Genomic DNA, 323 nt, shown 5'->3' with positions numbered 1-323 from the left:
GTTCCACCTCGTTGCACCGGTACAGGCCCAGGCCGGTGCATTCGACAGCCGAACCGTCCAGGACCTCGGGCTCTCGGTCGCCGTCGCCGTCCATGGGGTCGGGGAGATCGATCAGGCCGCCGATCAGATCCTCGAGCTCGGTGGGGGACGGGGCGCGGATGCCGTGGGTGAACTGGCGTGGACCTAGAACTAGGTCGGCCGCCCGCATCGCGCGGATGGCCTGGGTGACCGGTCCTACCTGTGTTGAAGGCAAGCGCGGGCGTTCACCGCCGCTGATGGGCGGTGTAGGGTGGTGGATAGCCATGTCACGTAGATCCCAGACG

The 323-nt window shown here is 67.5% G+C and carries 1 pseudogene; it reads right to left on the bottom strand.

The features are described 5' to 3' along the window. Positions 1 to 304, bottom strand: a pseudogene (locus MKK75_RS12895) (hypothetical protein); the annotation flags it as partial. Positions 305 to 323 lie beyond the last annotated feature (19 nt).

This window comes from Methylobacterium sp. J-030 (assembly GCF_022829545.1).
Lineage (GTDB): Bacteria > Pseudomonadota > Alphaproteobacteria > Rhizobiales > Beijerinckiaceae > Methylobacterium.
Note: the sequence above shows the minus strand (reverse complement) of the source record. Positions and strands in the feature narration are given on the sequence as shown.